Source organism: Fusobacterium sp. SYSU M8D902, from assembly GCF_040199715.1.
Classification (GTDB): Bacteria; Fusobacteriota; Fusobacteriia; order Fusobacteriales; family Fusobacteriaceae; genus Fusobacterium_A.
Genome location: NZ_JBEFNA010000020.1, coordinates 19,205 through 41,653, shown reverse-complemented (window position 1 = coordinate 41,653; position 22,449 = coordinate 19,205). Strand labels below are relative to the sequence as shown.

At 28.0% G+C, this 22,449-nt stretch carries 18 protein-coding genes, 4 tRNA genes and 2 riboswitches; of the genes, 18 read left to right on the top strand and 4 right to left on the bottom strand.

The window, feature by feature from the left end; translation table 11 throughout:
- Position 1: 1 nt before the first annotated feature.
- The 4 genes from ABNK64_RS07990 to lgt form a co-directional block, all read right to left on the bottom strand.
- Positions 2-75 (bottom strand) — tRNA-Met (locus ABNK64_RS07990).
- A 1-nt stretch (position 76) separates the two neighbouring features.
- Positions 77-153, bottom strand: a tRNA-Ala gene (locus tag ABNK64_RS07985).
- A gap of 7 nt (positions 154-160) precedes the next feature.
- A tRNA-Gly gene (locus ABNK64_RS07980) sits at positions 161-236 on the bottom strand.
- A 65-nt stretch (positions 237-301) separates the two neighbouring features.
- Positions 302-1,180 (bottom strand): prolipoprotein diacylglyceryl transferase, encoded by an 879-nt coding sequence (gene lgt / locus ABNK64_RS07975; RefSeq protein WP_291255324.1) that lies wholly within the window; start codon positions 1,178-1,180, stop codon positions 302-304.
- 261 nt (positions 1,181-1,441) lie between these two features.
- Between lgt and ABNK64_RS07970 the strand changes: the two genes are divergently transcribed.
- The 18 genes from ABNK64_RS07970 to ABNK64_RS07885 all read left to right on the top strand — a co-directional run bounded on the left by ABNK64_RS07970 (position 1,442) and on the right by ABNK64_RS07885 (position 22,447).
- Positions 1,442-2,653: an FprA family A-type flavoprotein gene (locus tag ABNK64_RS07970; RefSeq protein WP_291255323.1), complete on the top strand. Its 1,212-nt coding sequence runs from the start codon at positions 1,442-1,444 to the stop codon at positions 2,651-2,653.
- A gap of 5 nt (positions 2,654-2,658) precedes the next feature.
- A tRNA-Arg gene (locus tag ABNK64_RS07965) sits at positions 2,659-2,735 on the top strand.
- 106 nt (positions 2,736-2,841) lie between these two features.
- Positions 2,842-3,318 (top strand): YehS family protein, encoded by a 477-nt coding sequence (locus ABNK64_RS07960; protein WP_291255322.1) that lies wholly within the window; start codon positions 2,842-2,844, stop codon positions 3,316-3,318.
- A 4-nt stretch (positions 3,319-3,322) separates the two neighbouring features.
- On the top strand, positions 3,323-3,526 hold the full coding sequence (locus tag ABNK64_RS07955; RefSeq protein WP_300341791.1) for a hypothetical protein: 204 nt from the start codon (positions 3,323-3,325) through the stop codon (positions 3,524-3,526).
- A 201-nt stretch (positions 3,527-3,727) separates the two neighbouring features.
- Positions 3,728-5,656 carry a [FeFe] hydrogenase, group A gene (locus tag ABNK64_RS07950; protein ID WP_291255320.1) on the top strand — a complete coding sequence of 643 codons (1,929 nt, stop codon included), beginning with the start codon at positions 3,728-3,730 and terminating at the stop codon, positions 5,654-5,656.
- An 83-nt stretch (positions 5,657-5,739) separates the two neighbouring features.
- Positions 5,740-5,940 (top strand): YMGG-like glycine zipper-containing protein, encoded by a 201-nt coding sequence (locus ABNK64_RS07945; protein ID WP_291255319.1) that lies wholly within the window; start codon positions 5,740-5,742, stop codon positions 5,938-5,940.
- 164 nt (positions 5,941-6,104) lie between these two features.
- Positions 6,105-7,505, top strand: coding sequence for an alanine/glycine:cation symporter family protein (locus tag ABNK64_RS07940; protein ID WP_349764056.1), 1,401 nt, complete (start codon positions 6,105-6,107; stop codon positions 7,503-7,505).
- A gap of 113 nt (positions 7,506-7,618) precedes the next feature.
- Positions 7,619-9,352, top strand: coding sequence for a bifunctional diguanylate cyclase/phosphodiesterase (locus ABNK64_RS07935; protein ID WP_349764055.1), 1,734 nt, complete (start codon positions 7,619-7,621; stop codon positions 9,350-9,352).
- Positions 9,333-9,409: riboswitch (cyclic di-GMP riboswitch) on the top strand. Its footprint overlaps the gene before it by 20 nt.
- Positions 9,410-9,454: 45 nt before the next feature.
- The gene (locus ABNK64_RS07930; protein ID WP_349764054.1) at positions 9,455-9,937 is read left to right on the top strand and encodes a DUF4402 domain-containing protein; all 483 of its coding nucleotides are present in this window, start codon (positions 9,455-9,457) and stop codon (positions 9,935-9,937) included.
- A gap of 25 nt (positions 9,938-9,962) precedes the next feature.
- On the top strand, positions 9,963-12,071 hold the full coding sequence (locus ABNK64_RS07925; RefSeq protein ID WP_349764053.1) for an HD domain-containing phosphohydrolase: 2,109 nt from the start codon (positions 9,963-9,965) through the stop codon (positions 12,069-12,071).
- Positions 12,072-12,088: 17 nt separating this feature from the next.
- Positions 12,089-13,510: an ABC transporter substrate-binding protein gene (locus ABNK64_RS07920; RefSeq protein WP_349764052.1), complete on the top strand. Its 1,422-nt coding sequence runs from the start codon at positions 12,089-12,091 to the stop codon at positions 13,508-13,510.
- Positions 13,507-14,334 (top strand): hypothetical protein, encoded by an 828-nt coding sequence (locus ABNK64_RS07915; RefSeq protein WP_349764051.1) that lies wholly within the window; start codon positions 13,507-13,509, stop codon positions 14,332-14,334. The genes ABNK64_RS07920 and ABNK64_RS07915 overlap by 4 nt, the downstream gene beginning before the upstream one ends.
- Positions 14,324-16,915 carry a hypothetical protein gene (locus tag ABNK64_RS07910; protein WP_349764050.1) on the top strand — a complete coding sequence of 864 codons (2,592 nt, stop codon included), beginning with the start codon at positions 14,324-14,326 and terminating at the stop codon, positions 16,913-16,915. Before ABNK64_RS07915 ends, ABNK64_RS07910 begins: the two co-directional genes overlap by 11 nt.
- Positions 16,916-16,936: 21 nt before the next feature.
- On the top strand, positions 16,937-17,845 hold the full coding sequence (locus ABNK64_RS07905; RefSeq protein ID WP_349764049.1) for a toxin-antitoxin system YwqK family antitoxin: 909 nt from the start codon (positions 16,937-16,939) through the stop codon (positions 17,843-17,845).
- A 21-nt stretch (positions 17,846-17,866) separates the two neighbouring features.
- A complete protein-coding gene (locus ABNK64_RS07900) occupies positions 17,867-18,607 on the top strand; it encodes a fimbrial biogenesis chaperone (RefSeq protein WP_349764048.1) in 741 nt (246 codons plus the stop codon).
- A 16-nt stretch (positions 18,608-18,623) separates the two neighbouring features.
- Positions 18,624-18,699: riboswitch (cyclic di-GMP riboswitch) on the top strand.
- A 67-nt stretch (positions 18,700-18,766) separates the two neighbouring features.
- Positions 18,767-19,276, top strand: coding sequence for a hypothetical protein (locus ABNK64_RS07895; RefSeq protein WP_349764047.1), 510 nt, complete (start codon positions 18,767-18,769; stop codon positions 19,274-19,276).
- Between the two features lie 51 nt (positions 19,277-19,327).
- Positions 19,328-20,053 (top strand): fimbria/pilus periplasmic chaperone, encoded by a 726-nt coding sequence (locus tag ABNK64_RS07890; RefSeq protein WP_349764046.1) that lies wholly within the window; start codon positions 19,328-19,330, stop codon positions 20,051-20,053.
- Positions 20,054-20,203: 150 nt separating this feature from the next.
- Entirely contained in the window at positions 20,204-22,447 is a 2,244-nt protein-coding gene (locus ABNK64_RS07885; RefSeq protein WP_349764045.1) for a sensor domain-containing diguanylate cyclase, read from the top strand.
- Positions 22,448-22,449: the final 2 nt, after the last annotated feature.

Sequence of the window (22,449 nt, the reverse complement as noted above, 5' to 3'; positions counted from 1 at the left end):
GTGCCTAGAAATGGATTCGAACCATCGACCGTACGGGTATGAACCGTATGCTCTAGCCAACTGAGCTATCTAGGCATGGTGGAGATAAGCGGGATCGAACCGCTGACCTACGCAGTGCAAGTGCGTCGCTCTCCCAAACTGAGCTATATCCCCGAAATGATGGAGCGGGAAACGAGGTTCGAACTCGCGACATTCAGCTTGGAAGGCTGACGCTCTACCAACTGAGCTATTCCCGCGCTACTCATCACAAAAATTATGATATCATAATAGTGAAATATTGTCAAGAAAAAAATAAAATAGTTTATTTTTTAATTGAAACTCTCTTTTTTTCTCCAATTTTAATCATAATTAAAGAAAAAATAATCATAATAAAACTAACTAAGTGAGGAGCTCTTATTCCAAATATCATAAGATCTTCAGCTCTAAAAAAGCTTACAAATATTCTAATGATACTATAAATAATAACATAGTTCCACCAGAGATAACCAGGAGCCTTATTTGTTTTCTTTCTAAGATAGAAGAAAATAAATAAGAATCCAATAAAATTTAAAATTAATTCATAAAGCATAGCTGGATGAACTGGAATATTAGGAAATTCAGAACCAGCAGGAGAACTATTGGGAAAAACAACCCCCCAAGGTACTAGAGCTTTATATTTTAACTTTTCAAATACACTTGATACATTGTATGAATTATACCAAGTATAAAAATTTGGCTTTATTGAAAATATTACACTCCAAGGAGTAAAAGTAGGGACTCCATGTATCTCACCATTCATAAAATTTCCGAATCTTCCAAGAGCTTGTCCTAATAATAGAGGAGCAGCAGCGAGATCACCTAGAGTCAATGGATTGAGTTTTTTAATATACCCGTAGATAAATGTACCGATAATTCCTCCAATAATACCGCCATGAATAGCCATACCTCCATGCCAAGTAGCTAATATTTCAGAAGGATATTTAGAGTAGTAGTCCCAGTTGAAGAAAACATAGTAGAGACGACCACCGAGTAAACCGGATATCATAGCAATGAAAGCATAATTTTCTACAATTTTACTATCTATATTTTTCTCTTTTGCTAAATATTTAGCTATTTCAATTCCTAAAAAGAATGAGATAGCATACATAAGTCCATAGAACCTGATTTCAAAACCAGCTATGGAAAATAATACTGGATGCATAAGATTCCTCCTAATCAATAACATATGAATTTATTCAATTCACTTAAGATTATAGCATAAATATTTTTAATTAGTAGTAGTATTTAAAAATAAAAAAAATAATTGAAAAAATTTGATAATTCTATTATAATATTATAGAGTATATAATAATGTGAGTAGGTTATGAAGATTATAAACTAAATTGCTTAATAACATACTTAATGTAGGAATTATAAAAAGGGAATGTCAAAAAATATATATAGAATAAATTAGGAGGACAAAATGTATTTTTGTACAAAAATTACAGAAAATGTAACTTGGATTGGTGTAAACGATAGAAAGACTGAGAGATTTGAAAACTATATGCCATTACCATATGGTGTAACTTATAACTCATATTTTATTGATGATGAGAAGACTTGTGTAATTGATTCAGTAGAGATTGGGTGTGCTTCTACATTCTTAGATAAGATAGTAGAGTGTTTAGAGGGAAGAAAGTTAGACTATATAGTTGTTAATCACGTTGAGCCAGATCATTCAAGTGGATTAAAAGAGGTTATCAGAATATTTCCAGAGGTAAAAATAGTAGGAAATGTTAAAACTTTAGGAATGCTACAAGCATTTTCTCCAGATTTTCCAGCAGATAATTTCGTAACTATTAAGGAAGGAGATATTTTAGATTTAGGAACTCAGAAACTTACTTTCGCTATGATGCCAATGGTTCACTGGCCAGAATCAATGGTAACTTATAATATAACAGATAAAATACTTTTCTCAAATGATGCTTTTGGAAGTTTTGGAGCATTAGATGGTGGTATTTTTGACGATCAAGTAAACTTTGAGTTTTATCAAAGTGAAATGAGAAGATACTATTCTAACATAGTTGGAAAATATGGACCTCAAGTAGTAAATGCTATTAAAAAACTAGGAGGATTAGAGATTAAATTTATCTGTCCTTCACACGGATTAATTTGGAGAAAAGATATTGCAAAAGTTGTATCTCTATATGAGACTTGGGCAAAATTAGAGCCAGAAACAGAGGGTGTAGTAATAGTATATGGAAGTATGTATGGAAATACTGCAAAAATGGCTGAGGTAATTGGAAGAAAATTAAACTGTTGTGGAATAAAAGAGATCAAAATATATGATGCTTCTAAAACAGATTTAAGTTTCATAGTAAGTGAAATTTGGAAATATAAAGGATTAATTATAGGTTCTTGTGCACATAATAACTCTGTATATCCAAAAGTACAACCATTATTACATAAATTAGAAAACTATGGATTAAAAAATAGATATCTAGGAATTTTTGGAACTATGATGTGGAGTGGTGGAGGAGTAAGAGGAATACAAGCCTTTGCTGACTCTTTAAAAGGAATAGAAGTAGTTGGAGAACCAGTTGAAGTAAAAGGAACTCCAAAAGCTGAGGATATTGAGAAACTAGAAGCTATTGCTGAAGAGATGGCAGCAAAATTAATAGCTGAAAGAATGTAGTAATAGCTCCTATAGCTTAGCTGGATAGAGCATCTGACTTCGGATCAGAGGGTCGAGGGTTCGAATCCTTCTGGGAGCGCCAGAAAGAGTATAAAGAGGATAGTGATGTCCTCTTTTCTTTATTAAATTGATATTATTAAATGGTATACTATTTAATGTAGTAGAGTATCTATATTTTAGGAGGAAAAATGTTAAATAACGATATATTAAGAAGAGTGAGATATGCTTTAAATATTAAAGATAAAACAATGTTAGATATCTTTAAATATGGAGAGAATCCAATTACTCATGAAGATCTTATAAATCTTTTAAAAAGAGAGGGAGAAGAGGATTTCTTAAAATGTAATAATAAAGCTTTAGAGAGTTTTTTAGATGGGCTTATTATTTTAAAAAGAGGTAAACAGGAGCCAAAAGATGGGAAAGAGTATACACCTGTTAAGATGACTAAGAATAATATAAATAATATAATTCTAAAAAAATTAAAAATAGCTCTTTCATTAAAAAGTGAAGATATGTTACACATATTTAAATTAGCAGGTTTAGAACTATCATCTTCTGAATTAAGTGCTGTATTTAGAAAAGAGGATCATAAAAATTATAGAGAGTGTGGAGATAAGTACATCAGAAACTTTTTAAAAGGTTTAACAATTTATTACAGAGGGTAGAGAAATGGTGAAAACTTTGGTATTTAATATATTGTTAGTAATAACGTTTGAAGTTTTTATGTTTTTAAATGGGCAGAGAAAGTATAGAGGTTATGTAACACTAAAACACTATGTTTTAACATTAAAGATGCCAATTTATCAAAAAGTTTTAATGATGAAAATTTTAATTGTATCATTTATAACCATTGTATTTAAAAGTTTGTTATAAAATAAGATGACTCATTGTGAGATGGGTCATTTTTTTACATTTTAATGAAAAAACCTTGTCCAAAATGTTAAAATAGTAAAAAAATAACTTGAAATTTTATAGTTTATTGGTTAAAATAATATATAGTATAGAATAAAAGAGTAAAGGTGTATTTTACAAAGTTAAGTAAGTTTTAATATTTTATTAAATTAAGGAGGACAGATGTCAGATAAAGGATTTATTCTTCAAAGTTCATATGGTTCGGTTTTCTCAGTGGTAGAAGATTTAGAGGGAAAAGCAAGTGAACAAAACAATGAAAAATTAGTAACAGTAGCAGGAAGGGTAAATAATCCAGGAGCTATAGAGATTCCTGAAAATTCAACTTTAAGAGATGTTATTGGATTAGTTGGTGGAATAAAAAATAAAAAAGAGTTTAAAGCTGCCCAATTTGGACTTCCTTTTGGAGGATTTTTAACAGCAAAGAGTTTAGATAAAGTAATAGACTTTAGCTTGTTCCCAGAAGGAGTGGATAAAAATATAATTATACTTTCTGAAGAGGATTGTATTATAACTTTTGCAAAATTCTACATAGAATTTTTAATAGGAAAGATTAAAAATAGTGAGTATGAGCAATATCTTGCTGTTCAGGATGAGATTGAAAGAATCTGGAGAATTTTAGATAGAATCTCTAAAGGAAAAGCAACAATGAGAGACGTATACCTATTAAGATATCTTTCTGATAATATAAAAACAAAATTAAATCAAAAACACAATTTAATACTAGAAAGTATTGAGCAGTTTTATCATGAGATAGAAGAACATATAGAGGAGCATAAATGTCCAGCAGGAGAGTGTATCCACTTATTAAAATTTAGAATTACAGATAAATGTATTGGGTGTACAGCTTGTGCAAGAGTTTGTCCGGTAAAGTGTATAGATGGAAAATTAAAAGAGAAACATGAGATAGATAATGATAGATGTACTCACTGTGGACAGTGTGTTGCTGCATGTCCAGTAGGAGCTATATTTGAAGGAGATCATACTTTAAATCTATTAAGAGATTTAGCTACTCCTAATAAAAAAGTTGTAGTACAGATAGCACCAGCTGTAAGAGTAGCAATAGGAGAGGCTTTTGGATTTGAAGCTGGAACAAACGTAGAGAAAAAATTAGTAGGAGCTCTTAAAAAATTAGGAGTAGATTATGTATTTGATACTACTTGGGCTGCAGATATGACTATAATGGAGGAAGCTGCTGAGTTCCAAGAGAGATTAGAGAGATACTATAAAGGTGACGATACAGTAAAACTTCCAATACTTACTTCATGTTGTCCAGCTTGGGTAAAATTCATAGAGCAAAACTATCCTGATATGATGGATGTACCTTCAACAGCAAAATCACCTATGGAGATTTTCTCGACAATAGCTAAAGATATTTGGGCAAAAGAGCAAGGGTTTACAAGAGAAGAGATAGCTTCAGTAGCAATAATGCCTTGTCTTGCTAAAAAATATGAAGCAGCTAGACCAGAGTTCTCTAGAGGAGATAACTATGATACTGACTATGTAATATCTACTAGAGAGTTAATTAAAATATTTAAAGAGTCAGGAATAGATTTAAATGAAGTTGAGGATATGGAATTTGATAATCCATTAGGACAGTATTCAGGAGCAGGTATCATATTTGGTAGAACAGGTGGAGTTATAGAGGCTGCTACTAGAACAACTGTAGAGATGATAACTGGAACTCACTTAGATAATATAGAATTTACTGAACTAAGAGGTTGGGAAGGATTCAGAGTAGCTGAATTGACAATAGGTCATATTGAACTTAGAATAGGAGTTGCTCACGGTCTTGAAGAAGCTGCAAAAATGCTTGATAAGATAAGAGCAGGAGAGGAGTTCTTCCACGCTATAGAGATAATGGCATGTAAAGGTGGATGTATCGGTGGAGGTGGACAGCCAAAAGCCTTAAAGAAACAGATCACTTTAGAGAAGAGAGCAGAAGGATTAAATAATATAGATAGAGAATTAGAGATCAGAAGATCACATGAAAATCCATATGTAAAAGCTATGTATGAAAAATATTTAGATTATCCATTAAGTCATAAAGCTCATGAATTGCTACATACAAAGTATTTCCCAAAAATTAAATAAATAAAGGGTAGAAAAAAAATCTGAAATGTGTTATCCTACAATTATAGAGCAAAACTCATTAAAATATTCTTGAGGTGATATTTATGAAAAAAGTAGGAATAGTAATACTATTATGTAGTGTGTTAACTGTGTTAGGAGGTTGTACAAGGACTGAGAAACACGTAGCAACGGGAGCTGCAGTTGGTGCTGTTGCAGGACACATAATAGGTGGAGACACAGGAACAATAATAGGAGCAGGAGTTGGAGCTGCTTCAGGAGCAATAATTTCAGATAGAACTAAATAGATATAAAAATGGATACTACAACTCTTTTATAGGGTTGTAGTATTTTTTTTAGAAATAAAAACATTAAAAAAATATATGGTATTTTAATGAAAGATTAATTAAAAATATTGACATAACTTTAAAAATAGTTTATCATATAAAAAGTAATTATTTTAGGAGGAGTTGTGAATAATATATTTTATTTTTTAGGAGAATTAATTAATCTTTCAAGCTCATATATTTTAATAGCTATGTTAATAGTAATAGGAGTATATTTTACTATTAAAACAGGTTTTGTTCAGCTTAGAATGTTAAAAGAGATGTTTAGGTTACTTGGAGAGGGAGCTATAAAGGGTAAGGATGGTCATAGAGGAATATCATCTTTTCAGGCATTTTGCATATCTACAGCTTCAAGAGTAGGAACAGGGAATTTAGCAGGAGTAGCAATAGCAATAACTATTGGAGGACCAGGTTCAGTATTTTGGATGTGGATAATGGCAATTATAGGTGCAAGTTCAAGCTTTGTAGAGAGTACACTTGCTCAAATATATAAAGAGAAAGATGGAGATCATTTTAGAGGTGGACCAGCTTATTATATAGAAAAAGCCTTAGGCTTAAAGTGGCTGGGAGTACTTTTTTCAATTATAATAACTATTGTATTTGGATTGATATTTAATTCAGTACAGGCAAATACTATAACACTGGCTTTTGAAAAAGCATTCTTCATAGATAAAAAAACTTTAGGAATAATTTTATCTGTATTAACTGGGATTATAATATTTGGTGGAGTAAGAAGAATAGCTAAAGTTGTAGAGTATGTTGTACCAATAATGGCAGTGGCTTATGTGACTATAGCTGTATTTGTTATTGTAAAAAATATTGGGATGGTACCAGAGATATTTTTACAGATAGTTAAAGGTGCATTTGGAGTAAATCAAGCAGTTGCTGGGGGAATAGGAACTATTGTAATGCAAGGAGTAAAGAGAGGACTATTCTCAAATGAAGCGGGAATGGGAAGTGCTCCTAATGCAGCAGCAGCAGCTAATGTATCTCATCCAGCAAAACAAGGATTAATACAGACTCTGGGAGTATTTACTGATACTTTATTAATATGTTCAGCTACAGCTTTTATAATCCTTATCTCTGGAGAAAATACTAAAGGAGTATCTGATGGTATACAGTTGACTCAAGAGGCTTTAGTTTCACAGATAGGAAGCTGGGGAAGTATTTTTATAGCTATCTGTATACTAATGTTTGCTTTTTCTTCAATAATAGGAAATTACTACTATGGAGAAGCTAATATAGAGTTTTTAAATGGAAAAAAATTATGGCTAATTTTATATAGAGTTTCAGTTGTAGGAATGGTTATGTTTGGAAGTATAGCTAAGATACAGGTCGTTTGGAATTTAGCAGATTTTTTTATGGGAATAATGGCAATTATAAATTTAATTGCAATAAGTTTAATAGGAAATATAGCGATTAAGGCATTAAAGGATTATAGAGAACAAAAAGCTAGAGGGCTAGATCCTAAATTTAAGAAAAGTTCTATTCCAGAGTTGAAAAATATAGATTGTTGGGAAGAGTAATTTAAAGAAAAAACATTTTGAAATTAAAAAAAAATAATGTATAATATAAGGGAATATCTAACTATATAAAAAATTCAAGAAAGATTCGAAGTTTAGTTGAGAGAGGAAAGAGTATGATTGAAAAAGCTAATAGCAACATCAAAGTTAATGATTCTCTTGTTTTGAAAAAAAGAGATGAAATAATGGAATTAGCCGGTAAGAATTTTGAAAAAATATATCCAATTTTAGAAAAAATAAATGAGGATTTTATAGTAATTGGTGATATAAAAACAATGACTTTTAAATTTCCTAAAATTCTCCCAAAGAAAATTGGATTACCTTCAGAAATAGTTGAAAATCCTTACACATACTGGAAAAAAATTGTTCATGAAAAAGATTTATCTAAATTTAAAGAGGCAACTTTAGGTTTAATAAAGGGCGAGTATGACTATAATGATATTGAGTATCGTGTAAAAGATATTAGAGGGAAAAATATTTGGTTGAAACACAAGGGAAGTATTATAAGAGATGAAAATGGAGATCCTTGGTTACTTATAAGTGCAATATCAATTTTAGGAAAACAAACTAATATAGATAATATTACCAAACTAATGAAATTTACTGAATTTTTTCAGCACTTTTGTGAAAAATTAAAAAATACTCGAATAAATAATCTTGGAATGATGATTATAGGAGTTGATAACTTTAAAGAAATTAACCAGTTACATAGCCGTCAATATGGAGATCGAGTATTAAAGATGTTAGCAAATATAATTCAATACTCTCTTCCAGAAGATATATGTCTTTATAGATTAGATGGAGATAATTTTGGAATAATTTTAGAAGACTCTTCAAAAGAGAGAGCAGAGGAGATCTACTTAAATATAAAATCAGAGTTAAAAAAAGTTCAGATATTAAAAGATGAGAAAATAAATGTAACAATATCTGCTGGTTGTGCTATTTTTTCTAGGGATAAAATAACCTATCAGGAGATATATAAATTTACAATTTATTCATTGATGTATAGTAAAAAAACAGGGAAAAATAAGATTGTATTTTTTTCTAATGAGGTTATGGAGAATAAAATTCGACATTTTGAGATACTATATTATCTTAAACAGAGTATAGAGAATAATTTTAAAGATTTTGAGATCTATTACCAACCACAAGTTTCAGCTCAAACTGAAGAACTAATAGGATTTGAAGCTTTACTCAGATGGAGATGTGAAAAATTTGGTTCTGTATCACCAAATGAATTCATTCCTTTCCTAGAAGAGACAGGAATGATAAATATAGTTGGGAAGTGGGTTTTAGAGGAAACGATAAAATTCTTTAAAGATTGGTTAAAAATATATCCAAAATTAAAGATAAGTATAAATGTTTCATGTATACAATTAATGAATAAAAAATGTATTCCAGAGTTTAAAAAGATAATTGAGGAGAACAGTTTTCCAGTGAAAAATTTAATTCTGGAGATAACAGAGAGTAGTACAATAAAAAATGTTAAGACATTGAAAGAGATCTGCAAAAAAATTCAAGATTTAGGAATTGATATAGCCTTGGATGATTTTGGAATGGGTTACTCTTCTTTTGGAATATTAAAGGAAGTTCATGTAGATATGATAAAGATAGATCGTTCTTTTGTTAAAGATCTTTTAGAAAATCCTTTTGATGTTACATTTATAAAGTTTATAGTTGAAATATCAAAACAATACAATATAAAAGTATGTTTAGAAGGTGTTGAAAGAAAAGAGGAATTAGAAGTAGTTAAGAGTCTGGATGTAGATTATATTCAAGGATATTATTTTGGAAAACCAGAGTCTAAAGATGAGACTATAAGAAAGCATTATAAAAATTTAGCAAAGTAATGGAAACGTTATGACGCAAAGCTATAGGGCCTTTTAAAGTGGCAGCCAGTTGCACAATCACAAATTTATTTGTGGTTGTTTTTTTTGAATAAGGGAGGTTATATGAAAAAAAATACAATACTATTACTATTTTTATTGATTTCTATATTGACAATAGGAAGTAATAAAACAGCAATAGTGGAAGTAACTGTTGACATTTTAAGACCAATAACAATAACGAAGATTTCAGATGTTGATTTTGGCAGTATAAGTATAGGGAGTTCAAATGTTACTGTAAAGCAAGAAGGAAAAATTGCTATTACTGGTTATGGAAATATAAAGGTAGAATGGAAAGCTTTAGAAGGATCAGAATTCAAATCGATTAAGGAGAATTTAGAAGTACCAATTTATAATAGTGCTAGGAAGGCAATCACAACAAAATTAATGGTAAAAGATTTAAACTCTTTAAATGGAAATAATATAAAGATAACAAAATTAACTGGAGAAGAGTTTTCAATTGGTGGAGTAATAGAAAATGTACCAGTAGAAACAGAACCGGGAAAATATTCTGGTGGAATTGTAATAAGAGCTACATATGTAGATTAGAGGAAGATATTGGTTAGGAGGAGAGATGAGAAGGTTTATATTTTATTTTATATTGATATTACTTAATAGCTTATTATATTCTAAGGAGATTTTAAAAGTTAAAGTTCCATTTAATAGAGTGGATATGTATCTATATAGAGATATGGATAAGGGTAAATATGAGGGAGTCTATGTAGATATATTAGAGAAATTAGAGGAGAAAAAAAATTATAAATTTGAATATATATTTAATGAGAAAGATCCAGATGTAATTTTGAGGGCTGTGGAACCAGAAGAATTAGCTGGATATAAATTTATACAGATGCCAATTACCTATAGAATAGCTGTATTAGTAAAAAATAGTGGTAAATTGACAAAAATGAGTGACTTAAAAGGGTTAAAAATAGGATATGTAGAAAATTCAAGAGGAATTGATGAAATAGAAAAAAGATTTGATAAGATAAAATTTGATAAAATAGTAATGAAGAATAGAACAGATGCATTGGAAAGTTTAAAAAATGAGGATATAGATGCACTTATTTTGAGTAACTGGATTGAGAATAACTCTGTTGAAACTTCGGTGAGAGTTATAGAAAATATTCTTTATAGAGAGCAGATTGCAATTAAAGAGGAATATAACAGTTTATATAATAGCTTAAATGAGGAATTAAAAGATTATGATAATGAGAAATTGAAAAAAACTTTAGATAAAAATAGAATAAATTTTTATAGATATATTTTAAAGGATATTCCTAGTTATGAATATGTAAAAGAGAAATATAAAAATATAAAAGTAAAAATTCCTAGTGATGAATATCTACTACCAATTTATTATAAAAATAATGGAAGTATAAAGGGGATATTACCAGATATAGTAAAAGATATAGAAAAAATCCTAAATATTCCAATCACTATAACTAGATCAGATGATTGGGATATCAATGGAGTGATAATAGAGAAAAATGACTTGAAAAAAGATTATATGTTTACTAAGCCTTATTATCAAAATACAGTAGGGATAGCCAATAGAAAATTAGATTCTTTTACTGTAAAATTATCAGATTTAAGCCATGAAAAAATAGTAATGGTAAAAAATGTAGATATTGAAATTCCATTGCCAGAAACGATAGAAAAATCAAAAATAATATATGTTGAAACGTTAGAAGAGGGAATAAATAAATTATTAAATTATGAGGGAGATTATCTTATATTTTTTACAAGTATGCTAGAGGGAGCCATAACAAATAACTTTCTTGAGAATAAGATAAAAATAGCTGGAGTTTTAAATGAAGATTTCAGTATAAGTATGGGAATAAAGAAAAAAGATGTGGAATTAGGAAATGTTTTTCAAACTCTTGTAGAGAGTTTTAGCTTAGATAGAACAATGATTGATTCAAGAGCAAATAAAAATATTTTATTTGAGAAAAACTATAAACTGATTGCTCAAATAGTAATCCCATTAATTATTTTTATAATTATTTTAACAATATTAATTTTAAAAGCTGAAGCAAACAGAAAGAAAGCGGAAAAATTAAGTGAAATGTTAGTAGAAAGTTTTGAAGCTATCCACCAATTAGATCAAGAGGAAGCTGGAGATCATGGAAAAAGACTAGCAATGTATTCAGAGTTTCTAGCTAAAAAATACAATTGTAATAAAGCTTTTATAGCAGAGATAAAAAAACAAACACCATTTCATGATATTGGAAAGATAGCTATTTCTAAAGATATATTGACAAAGCCGGGAAAATTAACTGAAGAAGAGTTTAATGAAGTAAAGAAGCATACAGATATAGGAGCAAAGATAGCAAAAAAATTGCAATTGGGTGATATGGCTGAAAATATAGTAAGATTTCATCATGAAAAATGGAATGGTAAAGGTTATCCATTGGGATTAAAGACAAAAGATATACCACTAGAAAGTAGAATAGTAGCAATAGCTGATATGTATGACAATTTAAGACAGACAAAAATTTATAGAAAAGGATATAGTCACTTAGAAGCTGTTGAAATTATCAAAAATGAAAGAGGAGAAAGTTTCGAACCTGAAATTGTTGATATATTTGAAAAAAATCATAATTATTTTGAAAAGATATATCAAAGCTACAATAAATCAGTTTACTTAGTAAACGATATTTTCAATTTGAAAGAGGATTAGGAAAAGAGGTAGAGAGTTTGAAGAAATATATAATTTTATTCATATTTAAATTTATAATAAGTTTTGCAAATAAGTTACCTTTAGACCTAGAGGATAATTTTTTTGATGATATATATCAAGAAAACATTCAAGAAAAAGCTTTGAAGAATATTAAGATTAGCCAAGGAAGAAAAATTTCAAATTTAAATCCAATTTTAATCAATGATGACTATTCAAAAAGATTTGTTAATTTGGTATATAATAGATTATTTATAAAAGATAATAATGGAGAGATAAAACCTAGTTTGGTAAAAGAGTTTAAATGGTTAGATGAAAAAAATCTTTATATTGAATTAAAAAGTGATATTTATTTTCATAATGGAGATGAATTAGAAGCAAAAGATATAAAATTTTCATTGGAACAGTTAAAAAATAATAATTTAAAATACTTATTTTCAGAGATAATGGAGATAAAAATTTTAGATGATAAGAAATTAGTTATAAAGTTATCAGAAGAAGATAATACTTTTTTAGAAAAATTAACTTATGATGTTACATCTATTGTAAAAATAAAAGGGCAAAAAATATATGGGACAGGTAAATACTATGTAAAATCTCTGAAAAATAACTCAATAGTATTGAGGGAAAATAAAGATTATTTTGAAGAGGTAGCCTTAGTAGAGGAATTGCAATTTTATAGTGAGATAAAGGATCAAAAAAGATTGATTTCACTCTTTAATGAAAGAGTAGATGCAGTACTAGATATAGATGAAGAGACATTGGAGTATGGAGAGAAATTTAAGATAATTGATGAGAATAGCGTTATAATTGAAGATAAAACAGTTAGAATATCTGTCTTATCTTTTGGACAGAAATATAGATATTCTAGAGCTGAAAAAGAAGATTTAAGAAGAGTGTTAGGGAAGGAAAAAACTCCATTTTTTCCTAAAGAACTGATAAATATTGATGAGAGAGAGAAGAATACAAAAGCTAATTCTTCTAAAAATATAAGTTTAAAAAAGAGTATAGATTTGATGATTCTTAATACAGATAAAAATATTAAAGAAGCAGAAGAGATAAAGAGTTATTTTAAAAGAGCTAATATTGAATTAAATATATTGCCACATAATTTTGAATCATATAGTCAGAAAATGAAAAATAAAGATTATGACTTAGCTCTTTACGATATTTCCATAGTAGGAAATGATATTCTATTTAATATTGCTAAAATATTTTTAAAAGATTTAGAAGAGTATGAGGTATATAACTCATTAAAACCATTTTTTAAGCTTTTAAAACAGGAGAAAACAGCAAAAGGAAGAGAGATCATACTAAAAAAAATGTTAGGTTTAATACAAAAAGAGTTACCATATATACCTATAAAAAATCATAAAGATTATATGATTATTTCAGAAAAAGTTGAAAGATATTATAAAGAATGGGAGAAGAAACAGATATGAAAAAGCTAATTGTGATATTTTTAATGCAGATAAGTATTTTTATAAATGCTTTTAGTATGAGTGCTAGAAGTGACTATGCTTATTTTAGTGAAGATGTTATTGCCAATATTACAACACGAATAGATTTTACATTAGTTGGAGTAAGAATATCTGGGAAAAATATAGATAAGGACAGTTATTTTCAATTGGAAGGAAATAGTGGATTAAATAGCAATTTCTTATTGGGAGAAAACTTAATGATAACATCTTCAGAGAATAATATAAGAGGAAATAAAGCATATTTTAGAGATAAAAAAGGCGAGTTTACTTCAGAGATAAAATTGGATATAAAGGGAACTCTTTTATTAAATTGGAGAGGACAAGACAGAAGAAGCAATTTGGTAGTAGGAAGAGTTTATGATAGATTTGGAAATTGGGAAAAAGTTTCTCTTGAATTACAGCAGATCAACATAATAAAACCTTTAGAGATTAAGGTTGAAGATCATATGTATTTAGGAAGAGCAATAGCAGGTGAAAGATTAGATACAGAGAGTACAAATGGAGCTCATCCAGCAAGACTATCTTTTATAGGGGAAGTGGGTCATAATATAAAGATTGTTATTCCAGAAGATGTAAAGATCGTAAATGAGCTAGGTGATAGTTTAGATGTAAAATTAAGATTTAGAGATAATAGAGGTACTAAGATAGTAAAGAAAATCATAAAGATGGAAAATAATCAAGGAATAATAAGAGATTTTTATATAGATGGAAGTACTGAAACAAACTCAAATAATTTTGGAAAATATAAAGGGAAATTTACAGTGAGAGTAGAGTATGAAAGTTAAAAAAATATTTTTTATATTAATCTTTTTTTGCTTTATAAAAACTTATTCAAAAATTGAAGTAGAAAATTTAAATGATTCATATATTCAAATTAATATAAAAAATTTAACAGATAATTTTTTTATGGTAAAATATGATGAGACAACAGAAGATGTATATGTAGGTTTAAATAGTTTATTTTATTTTATGGAGCTATATGGTATTGAGATAGATTTGAAGAATAGGAGAATAGAAGGAAATATAGATGATAAAAAATTTAATATAGCTTTTTCAACTGAAGAGAGTTTTGAAATGGAAGGAGAGCTATATGTAAATATTAAAACACTAAAAGAGAGATTACCATTTAAAAAGATAGAGTTTGATTTCTCATCTCTTAAACTTAATTTGGAACCTGAATTTACTCTTCCATATGAGAAGAGAGAAAAAGGAAAATTAGAGAGATTAAGATTGGACAGTCGTAAGAAGAAGAGTAATAAAAAAGTAGATTTTGAGATGCCTAGAAAGTTGATAACCCCAGGATTATTTAAAATAGGATATTCAAAATATGATATAGAAGATTCAAATTATAGAATAAATTATGAATACTCATCTCAACTGCTGTATGGAGAGTTATATTTAGACGGTGAGTTTAAGCCAGAGCGGAAAATTAATTATGGAAATTTAACCTATTCAAATATCAGTGAAAACAATGATTTAGTTTTAGGAAATTTCTCTTTAAAAGCACCTAACTTTATAGATGTAAATTCAAAAATGTTAGGAGTAAATTTTGATAGTAGTGATGTATATTTAACAAATGATTCAGGTGTAACAATTATAAGAGGAGAAGCTAAGAATGTAGAGAGTGTTGAGCTATACAGAAACTCTTTTTTAATTGATTATATTAGACCATTTTCAGAATATTATGAGTTTAGAGTTGATGATGGGGTATTTAATTCAAATTATACATTAAAAATATACTATAAAGATGGTAGAATAGATGAGAAAAAAGTATATTCTCTTTCTGATATAAATCTTTTGAAAAAAGGTAAGAGTAGATTTGTATATCAAGGTGGAAAAAATGATGAAGAAAATCATTTTCAAACTATAGGAAAAGCCTATTACGGTATTAGTGATAATCTAACTTTAGGTTTAGGTGGAATGAGCCTTAAATCAAATAATGAAACTGAATATAAACTATTAGAAAATGATTTTTTATTAAGAGTAGGGAATAAAAATATTCCAATGTTGATCAATTACAAAAATTACTATGACCAAACTCATAAGAAAAACAACTACGAACTAGAGATTGAGCAAAAATTATTTTCATATAATATAAAATTAGTAGAGAATAGATATGCCAAGATAAAAGATGAAGATGTAGATGTAAAGCAGTATAACTCAGTTTCTCTAGGGAAAAGTTTTGATAGAAATTTTTTAGAGTTTGGAGTGGAGAGAATTTTAAAATATGATAATATTAGTGGAGAGAATAAAGAGAAAATTATTTATGGTATGTGGGATAGTTCTATATTTTCACCTATATATAATTCATTAAAAATAGAAAAGAGTATAAAAGGAAAGAATGAGGAGATAACTTATAAACCTTCACTTAGCTACTCTAATTATGATGATATAACAGTTATCTTAGAAAGTTCATTTTCAAAAAATAACTTAAAAAGAAGATATGAACAGGAACATCTTCTAAGGATTAACTTGAAGAAGAAGGAATTGATAAAAGATACTTTGTATGCTGATTTAGGTGTTAATATAGGTTATTCAAATGAGAAGGAAAAGTTTAGATATGGATTTATGTTCAATATTGAATTAGATGATTTTATATATTTAAGATCACCATTAAATACTACAATAGATGAAGCTGGTAAAGAAAAAACACAAGTTGGCTTAGAAGTAAGTAAAATAATTGATTTGAGTAATCCAAAAAGAAAGATAAAAAGAGATGTTTCACTTAACAGCTCGTGGATTCATGGAAAAGTTTTTTTAGATAGAAATGGAAATGGAATTTTTGATGAGGGAGAGTTACCATTAGAAAATGTAAAAGTAATGGTTAATAACAGATATTTTTATTCAGACAAAAATGGAAACTATGTGGCAGAAGGATTTTATAATAATGAGGAAGTTACATTGACTGTAGATAGAAAGAGTATAGATCCAATGATGAAGAATACAAAAGAGTCATTAAGAATAAAAACAAGAAGATCTTCAGGGGCAAAAATTGATATACCTGTTGAGGTAATTTCAATGGTTATGGGAAATATATTGTATACAGATGAATTTACAGAAAAAGAGTTTGTAAGAACCTTATCACTGGTAACTATAGTTTTAGAGAAAAATGGAGAGATAGTTAAAATAATAGATCCTGAATTTGATGGAATGTATTTTTTTGAAGATGTTACTCCAGGGGAGTATACAATAAAATTTGATTATATTGGAGATAGAAATATTGGATTTAGTAGAGAAGCGATTCCTATAAAAATTACATTAAAGAATCCAGAAGAGGGGGAATATTTTGAAGGATATGATACAAAATTAATAAAATTAGAAAATATGGATGAGGAGAAATCAGAGGATATATCAGAGTATTTTTAGGTGAAAGAGAGTTAAATTGAGATGAGAAAATTTAATAAGACAACTATAATCTTATATATGATAGTGGGAAGTCTTACTTTTTCAAGAGATAGTAATAGAGTTGAGACAGCAAATAAAAAGGTATTGAAGAATAATATTATTTATATTGAAAATGAAGAGACTCCCTTTACAGGAAAAATAATTGATAAAAATATACAGGAAGAGTATAAAGATGGAATTAGAAATGGCTTGTTTAAGGGAGTGTTTTTAGATGATGGTGAAGTATACCTATATGAAGGAAGATATTTAGAGGGAATTAAACATGGTGTTTGGAAAATAATGTATGCAGATGGAGAAATTAGAGGGAACTTAGAGTATTCATATGATAAACCTTGTGGACAATGGAAATATTTTTATAAAAATAAAATTTTAGAAGGATATGAAAATTTTGAAGATGGAGTTTTATCAGGAAGGATTGAGTATTTTGACAAGAGTGGAAATGTAAATATTGACACCTCATATTATAAAGGATTATTAAATGGAAAGTTTGTAAAGTATCATTCAAAAGATAGGGTAGATGTAATAGCTAATTTTCACTATGGAAAATTAAATGGCACCATAAAGTTTTTTTCAAAAGAGGGACCCTTATTACTAGAAGGAAAATATTTTCAGAATAAGAGAGTAGATTTTTGGAAATTATTTTATAATAGTGGAGATATAAAAACTACGATAAACTATAAAGATGGGAAGAAAGATGGAGAGATGATCATCTATGATAAGGCTGGGATGGAGATGGAAAGGGTTATCTACAAAGATGGAAAAGAGCTGGGGAATGAAAAAGATAGCAGTGAGCTACATCAAAATAAGAGGGATAAACTGATAAATAAATTTAAAACATTTAGTAGAGAATTATATTATGAGAAATATAACGAGATCTTATCCAAATTGTAATAATAAAAAGGAGAGTGTTTGATGAAAAAAATATGTATATTATTAATAATTTTATACAATACAGTTTTGGGACTAAATTTTTCAGTAGCTCCAACTAGTTTTCAATTAGATTTAGAAAAAAATCAAACAAATGAAGTTTATCTTATAAATAATACATCTGAACCTCTTAGAATAGAAGTTTTCACAGAAGCACCTGAAAGTTATGAAAATAATAATTTTAATGATAGGATTACAATATTTCCAAAAGTTTTTTCGATAAAGCCAGGAGCGAAGCAGACAGTAAGATTTAAGATAAAAATTGATAAAGATATGGATATAGGAGAATATAAAAGTTTATTAGTCTTTAGAGAGAAAAAAAGTGAGATAAAAGCTGAAAATGGAAAGAGCATAGGGTTTTCAACAAATCTCTCTTTTATAACTGAATTAGCAATAGGTATTACCGGGAATATAGGAGAGGAAACAATAGATGTTAAAGTAATTGAAAAAGAGGTAAGTTATAAAAAGGGAGTTATTACAATAAACACAGATGTAATATCGAATGGAAACAGCAGTGAAAAGTTAATATATTCTTTGGAAAATGAAAGTGGAGAGGAGATCTTATCAGGAAGATATGGAAACTCTCTGAGAAGAGGAAAAAAAGAGATAACATTATCTGTTAAGTTGAAAAATAAAGATTATAAAAAACTAAAACTGTATATAAAAGATAAAGATGGGAAAAATATTTATTTAGAAAAAAACTTGACATATAGTACACAACTTTGATATACTATACTAGTAATATAAATATTGGCAAAGTAGTAGAAATGCTATGACGCAAAGCTATAGGGCCTTTAAAATGGTAGCCAGTTGCAACTAAGATTAAATTATAAAGTTTAATCTCAGTTGCATTTTTTTTTGAAAAATATTAGGGAGGAATAAAAAATGAAAAAATTATTATTAGTGGGATTTTTATTAGTACAGGGATTAGCTTTTTCACAAAATACAGGAGCAGTAGAGGGAAAAGTTAATGTAACAGCAAAGGTAATTAAACCTTTAGAGATGAATGTAATCAATCATGTAGATTTTGGATTAATAACTCCAGGACAAGAGAATAAATATTCAGAAACTTTAGGATTATTTGAAATAAAGGGAACACCTGGAGAAAATATTAAAGTTTTTATAAAAACAGATGTTTCAGGAGGGTATACTCAATTAGGAACAACAGAAGCAGTACACCATGTAACTATGACTACTGGTGAAGGAAGTGCTAAAAATGAGAAAATGGAAGCAAGATTAGGAGTAGTAGCAGAGGGTGGAGAAAATTTAGCTGAGAATCTTGTTTTAAATGAAGGGAAAAAATTATTCTCTATTGGTGGATGGACTTCAGCAGCAGTAGATCAAAAAGAGGGAAGCTATAGAGGAGAAATGACAATAAAAGCTTTATATGATTAATTAAAAAAGTCTGTAAATTCAGACTTTTTAATATATTAAGAGGAGAAATTAATGAAGAAATTTTTATATATAATTTTATTTATTATCAATATAGCAATAGCCTACTCTTTAAATTTTTCAGTAGTTCCAACTAGATATGAAGTGGAATTGACAAAAGTAAGTACCAATGAGATATATATAACTAATAATACAACTGAACCAATGAGATTAGAAGCTTATATAGAAGGAGATAAGAGGTTTGGTGAAAACTATAATCTAAATGATGATATAGTTATATTCCCTAAAAAAATCTTTATAAAAGCAGGGGGAAGACAGACTGTACGTTTTAGAGTAAAACCAAATTCTAAGTATATAGATGGTGAATACAAAAGTTATGTTGTATTTAAAGAGGTACCTTATGAAATAAAAAATGAGGATAAAAGCAGTAGATTGACAAATGTTAACCTAATAACAGAGATAGGAGTTCCAATATATGGAACTAAGGGAGAGAGTCTTATCAAAAATAAGATAGATAAAATAGATATTAAGAGAGGACAGAAAAGTATTTTAGTAAAAATAAATTTGGAAAATATAGGTAATACCTCTTCAAAATTTTCCTATGAAATAGTTTCAAGGAGATCAATAGATGGATTAAAAGGAAAGTTAGGAATGTCTGCAAGAGAGGGAAAATCTCTTATAGAAACAGAAGTACCAATCCCTAAAGAACTATATAATCAAAAAATTAAATTTTTAATAAAAGATCAAAATGATAAAGTTTATTATAGTAATACAATTTAATCTAACGGACAAGGTGATAGTCAAAGGATAAAACTTTTAATTATCACTTTGTCCGTAAAATTTTATTGTATATAAAATTAAAAATCACTTGAATATATATGAGATGTTTGGTATAATTTAACATAATTAAAAGAATTTAGGGGCAAAAAGATGAAGGGGATTATAAGAAAAAATAGAAATTTTATCATTGTTATTTTATTAGCATTATTGGGGAATGTTTTATCTTTTTACTCATTTAGAGGAAAAATAAAAGAGGAAGAGATAAAGTATTTCAAACTAAATTTAAAAAATTATGCAAAACACAAGGTATTAGACACTAAATTAATAATTGATGATATGATTAATGATTTAGAAAATATAGGTAAATTAGTAAGCGAGTACGGGGAGTTTGATACTCCAGAGATAATAAAGATGCTTCAATTTTCTAAAGAGTTAACTTATTATGATTTTATAGGTGTAACAGATGAAAATGGAAATGCTTGTGATAATTTGGGAAATAAGGTTAATATAGCAGATAGAAGTTATTTTAAGAAATCAATTAAGGGAGAGGTCGGACTTTCAGGAGTTATTTCATCTAAAGTTGAAAATGGAAAATATGTTCAAATTATCTCCTATCCAATCTATTCTAAAAAAATAAAAAATAAGATAATTGGAGTGGTATATGGAGTTTTTCATTTTAAGACTATTGAAAAAATATCTAATATTAAATTAGAAAATGATGAAAATAATAAAACTTATATCTTAGATACTTCTGGAACATATATAAACAAATTTCAAAATAATGATACTGACATAAATTTTTGGCAATACTTAAAAGAAGCTAAAGTTAATGATAAAAAAATAGAGCGTATAAAAAATAAATTTTTAAGTAAAAAAGAGGGAGAATTTAGATATAAAAAAGATGGTATAACTTACTATGGGTACTATACACCATTGAGAGAGATGAAGGGATATCTTGTCTCTGAAAGTGGAGACTCTTTGATGAAAGAGAGAGTTACTTTAATAAATGAGTTAGCTTTGACAGATGAGATAGTGACAATAATCTGTTTTATAGTTATGTTGATCTGTGTTTATCTATATAATAGAAGAACTACCGAGGATATAAAAGAAGCACAAAAAAAAGCAGATGAAAATATAGATATTTTATGTACAGCAGCTGAGCACTCTAATCATATGGTATTTACATATGATAATTTCTATAAAGAGATTACATTAAAAACTAATTTTTTAACTCCTCTCTTTGATAAAAAAGTTATAAAAGCAGTACCTCAAAGCTTTATAGATAAAGGAATTGTAGCTAAAGAGAGTCAAGATAGTTTAAATGATCTATTTTTAAATAACTATAGAAGAAAAAATAGTGAAGCTGATATAAAAGTTGTTGTTGATGGAATAGAGAGTTGGTACAACATTCTTTTATTAAATACATATGATAATTACAACAGAATACTAACTACTATTGGAATAGTAGCTAATATTACTGAAGCTAAAAAGAAAGAGAAAGAGATTAAGAGAAAATTAGAAGTTTATGATAAATTAGTAGAAAACTCACTACTCTATGCAAAAGTAGATTTAAAAGATAACCAAGTGATAGAAATCAATGGTGAAGAGACTCAATTGAATTTAGATAGATTTTTACAAGATAATATTTTAAAAAATGTAAAGGATGAGCACCTTTTATTTGTTTTAGATAAGATTTCAGTAAAAAATCTGAATAAAGTATTTCTTGATCAAAAAGAGCTGTATGAGATAGAGTTTTTATATAAGACTAATGATATATATAAATGGGTATCTTGTATAATTTATAAGATAAATATTCAAGATAGTTTAAAAGTTTTATTTGTTATTAATGACATAGATAGTAAAAAACATCAAGAGATTGAACTAAAAAATAGAGCAGAAAAAGATGGATTAACAGGAATATACAATGCTACAACATTAAAAAATAAGATAAATAAAATACTTATTAGTAATAGAGAAAATGAGATAAAACAGGTATTTGTTTTATTAGATTTAGATAACTATAAGAGATTAAATGATACCCTAGGACACTGGTGTGGAGATCAGGTTTTAATAGAAGTTGCTACAATGTTGAGGAGTAAGTTCAGAGCTAGTGATATTATAGGAAGACTTGGTGGAGATGAGTTTGTACTTCTTTTGACAAATATAACTTCATATTTTGATGCAGAGAGATTGATAGAGGATTTAAGAAGTTCTTTAGAAAAAACTTATACCAATGAAACAAAAGAGGTTAAAATAACAGCTTCGATAGGAGTAGCTGTAGCACCAGATGATGGATTTACATTTGAAGAGTTATATAAGAAAGCTGATAAAGCTCTATATCAAGCTAAAAAAATGGGTAAAAATAGTTATTTTAGATATAGAGATGGGAATTAAAA